This window comes from Methanosphaera sp. A6 (genome assembly GCF_001729395.1).
In the GTDB taxonomy this organism is placed as follows: Archaea; Methanobacteriota; Methanobacteria; order Methanobacteriales; family Methanobacteriaceae; genus Methanosphaera; species Methanosphaera stadtmanae.
This window is the reverse complement of sequence record NZ_MAIF01000031.1, coordinates 1-4,674: the sequence shown is the minus strand read 5'-3', so window position 1 is coordinate 4,674 and position 4,674 is coordinate 1. Positions and strand designations below refer to the sequence as shown.

The window sequence follows — 4,674 nt, the reverse complement described above, 5'->3', positions numbered from 1 at the left end:
ATTTCTTACAATAAATCCATTGGTATATTTTTGTGAACTTGCAAGGAATTGATCATTACCTTCATAGTAGAATGTAATATTATTTAAACCACTGTACTGTGCTGGTGCTGTGAATGTAAATATAGCATTACCTTCTTTATTTACATTTCCATATATTATGGAACCATTACTATATTTTAAGTAATTATTATTAAGTTTAATACTTACTCTTCCACTTTTTGCAACAAGTCCATTAGTTCTATTAGTTACTTTCACTGTTAAAACAACATCATCACTAACAACAACTGCTACTGGAGTATATGTTATTTTACTTATTGATTTGGTTACAACTAATTTATTACTTGCACTAGCAGATGTTAATGTATCATTTCCATCGTATTTTACTGTTATAGTATAATTTTTAGCAGTGAAGTTTGTAGGTACAACATAGTTATATGTAGCTACACCTTTGTTTATATTACTTGTACCAGCAACAACGTTATCTACAAGGAATGTTACTTTTCCATTAGTTAATGGAACACCATTTGATGTTAATTTTGCAGTGAATTTTGTTGGATTTCCAATTTTACCATTAACACTACTTACTGTTGCAATTGTTTTTGTTTGAATACCTAAAGTATTAGTTCCAACACCGGCATTATGGTTTTCATCTCCACTATATAATACTGTAATTGTATATACACCACTTTTTGCATTTGCAGGTATGGTGTAGGTGTATGTTGCTCTTCCAAGAGTGAGTTTCATAGTGGATAATACAGTATTTTCAAGTTTAAATGTAACATTTCCTTCTAACTTAGCACCATTGGAATCAGTTACATCTACATCCATATTTACCTTAGATCCTATTAATCCATTAACTTTTGAAACAGTAACTGTACTTGATGACATTGTTTTGTTTAAGGATAATTGGGATGTGGAAGTTGCATTTTGGAAGTTAGTTCCACCAACAGTTGCAATCAAGGTATATATAGTAGGTTTAAGGAAACTAGTTGAATTTACAGTAATTTGTGCAATTCCATTGTTAACTTTAGCACTACCAAGTTGTGTTAATCCAATTCTAAATGTTACTGTTAAATTTGAAACATCACTTGTAGTTGAAGTTACTTTTGCTTTAATTGTAATAGGATATCCAACTGTACCTGTTGATGGATATGCTGTTATATTTGTGAAGTATTTGAAGTTATTTGATACAATATTTGTTTTATGTCCATTAGATACAGCATCATCTCCATGATATTTTGAAGATATTATTGAATTTTCTTTGACAGTTGTGTTAATTGCTTGTTCTGTTAGTTTTACTGCATATTCTGTAGCATTGGTATTGATTGTATTGTACATTATTTTGTTTCTGTAACTGTCTTTCATTAACATTATACCTTCTTTACCATATGGTATAACATCAGCATGTAGAGCAGAACTGGTTGGTCCATAATTAAATTGTCTCATAATTATGGTGTTGTTTGTTATTGTATTATCACTAGATTGATATCCTGCAATTCCATATGGATTTGTTGCTTCTCCATAGAAGTAATTATTTGTTATAATATTTTTTTTAGTACCAAATAATTCTACAGTGTATAATGATGCAGCTGAAGCATTTATTGTGTTATTTATAAATGTGGTATTAGTACAACTTTCAAGTGTTAAACCATATGTATAATCACCTTTTTGTGTACTGTTATGTAGGGCATGTACATCAAATGTATTGTTATATATGGTTGTGTTTATACTGTTAAGACCAGCAATGAAACCTGTAGCAAAGTATCCACCATTTACACGTACATTGTTATGTGCAAATGTGTTATTTGTAGCATTTAATGTAGAGATTGCTGTTCCCCATGGTGCTCCTAATACTCCCATTCCATATTCATATGGTCCATAACTGTTTATTGTAACGTTGTTTCTTGTAATTGTATTGTAATTACTATCATAGTATACATCAATTCCCACAATACTGTTTTTACATTCTTCTACTGGGAATTGGTATGTTTTAAATTGTGATGTACCATTTACAATGTTTTGATCTACTGTGTTGTATGATGAATACATAAGAATTATTCCATAGTTATGAAGTACTTCTTTAATAAGTCCTATTCTATCATTGAACATTATTTCATCAGCATACTCTATAGGTTTACTACTTTGATTTAGTGTTACGCGGTTTTTACTTAAATTATTTAAGTCTGATGCATAAACAAATATTCCATAATTTACATAGTCACCAGAGGTGTAAATTACATTGTTTGTAAGTGTATTACCATTTGATGAACATATGAATATACCAAAGCTTTCCCATGGATCATAGTTATTAATATTTACATTGTTTATTACAACGTTGTTTACATCAATAACCTCAACTCCATGTCTATTTAAACTATTTTTATCATAGTTTATGATTTTAACATTTTTTAATGTAGATGCAGAAGCATCACCTGTGAATGTTATTGTACCATTACGTATTATACAATTATCTCCAATAACATGGGTTTTTTGTGTAAATGTGAAGTTTTTATTTTTAAATTCACCTTTTAATATAATAGTATCATTTTTAAGTACTTTTTTCGTGTTTATTGATTGTTCATCTGTGAAGTATGTGTAATAAGTACTATCTGTTACTGTGTATGTTTTATTAGAGTCAGGTAGGTCGTCTCCTCCTCCTACTGAAGGTGGAAGATATGCTTTTTCAAGACCAGTTCCTGCTTTTGAAGTCAATACATTTGATTCTGAAACGAGTATGTGTACATCTACTTCATTTCTTGCTCCAGCTTCACTAAAGTCAATAGCATATTCGCCATCTGATTTAATTACATTTTTAGTCACGTTTACATAGTTTATTTTTTTACTTGAGGATTGTTTTCTAAAGAGAATTCCTATTTTTCCACTGATAATGGTGTTGTCTGAAATGTTGAGGTTAATGTATTTACCTTTTGAGTATATACCATAACCTAATGTGGACCATAAGTAATTGTTCTTAATATTAATATTACTTGCACTAATTACAAGAGCTGATCCAGAATTGGATGTTATAGTGTTATTTTCAATAATTGCTCCATCTCCACCAACTTCAACACCAGTAGTTGTACCATTTACATGTACAGTGTTGTTAGCTACTATAGCTCCTTCACAAGCAAAAATACCTTGTGCTGTACCATTTACTTCATTGAATATAATGGTGTTGTTTGTAAAGTCTTGTGTAGATATTCCTCTATATCCACCTCTAACATTGTTGTAGGATATGATGTTACCTGTACCCATAATTTGTATGGTGTAACTCCAGGAAGTATCTCCTCCTGTAACATCATTACCTGTTACATTGTTGTAATCACAGTATCCTCCTTGGAATAATCCTGATCCCCATAAACTGAAGTAAATACCATTTGCTTGGTCACTTACTACGGTGTTGTTTACTATGTTGTTATAGTAGGATAATCCCCATGGTGTTGCTGTGTGTGTACGATTTGTATCTTCACGGCATGATGTTTCAAGATAATTATCAATAACTAAACTATTATTTACTCTATCACATGGTAGAGCAAATGCAAATGGTCCCCATACATGTATGGTGTTGTTAGCTACAAGAATATTTTTTGTAACATTTAAGTAGATTCCACTACCATAATAGTTGTTATTAGTAATTGTTAGGTTATGTACAGATGAACCTGCACTTTGAAGTCCTAAAACATTTACTGTACAGTTGTATAACTTTGCAGTTTTACCAATACTTGTTATTGTTATTTTAGATTTATCTATTGTGAAGTTAACATTTTTAAATGTTCCCTGTAAATCTAACACATCTCCTGCAGATACAAGTGTTGTAGATTCTGTTTTATTAGTTTTAGGATTATATCTGAAATATAAATCATAGTCATCGGGAGTTATTGTTGTAACTGTTGCTTTTTTCACTGTTTTTGTTGGTTGTGTATTAGATTCTTTTTTCGTTGTTTCTATGATTTTAGTATCTTTTTCTACATTTTTAGATACTTGTGTATTTTTATTTGTTACATCTTTTGAAAAACTGTTAGATGTAGTTTTCTTTTGCGTATCCTTTGTTTGAATACTTTTGGTACTACTATCTGAAGTTTTTTCTTTTATATTATCTTTATTAGTTGTTTGAATATCCTTTGTTAAAGTAGGTTCTATTGAACTACTTTGGATATCACCACTTAGGCTTGAAGTTTCATGTACAGTTGCTATAGTTGAATTACTTGAACTATCTGCAGCAGCTGCACAACCTAAGCCAACCATTAATAAAACTATTGTTGCCAATAGAAATTTATTTATGGTCTTCATTTTTTCACCTTTATTGTTACTTTTCACAAATATCTTAATTTAAGATAATTTTTTCATATCAAGATAATTCATGATAATTGATATATTTATTCACTAAACTATTTAACTTTTATAAATTTAATATAAATTTTACTTTATTTTATTGTTTTACTTTGTTATTTTTAAAAAAATAAGAATAAATTCTATTTATTATGAGTGTTGTATATTTTTTAAAACTATTTTTTATTTTCTTTAGTTTATGTCAGGTGTTTGTTAAAAAAACCTATTTTTCTAATTTTATTGTTTATTTTGGTGGTTTATATAAGGATAAGTCAATATTTGAAAAATATCTTGATGGTTGTATGATACTTTGTATTAAAGTTTCATTTACTTTAAATAATTAAT

Annotated in this window: 1 protein-coding gene; it reads right to left on the bottom strand. The window is 29.1% G+C overall.

Going from position 1 to position 4,674, the window contains the following annotated elements:
- A partial coding sequence (locus A9758_RS00990; RefSeq protein ID WP_069776311.1) for a right-handed parallel beta-helix repeat-containing protein occupies positions 1-4,290 on the bottom strand: 4,290 nt, incomplete at its 3' end.
- Positions 4,291-4,674: the final 384 nt, after the last annotated feature.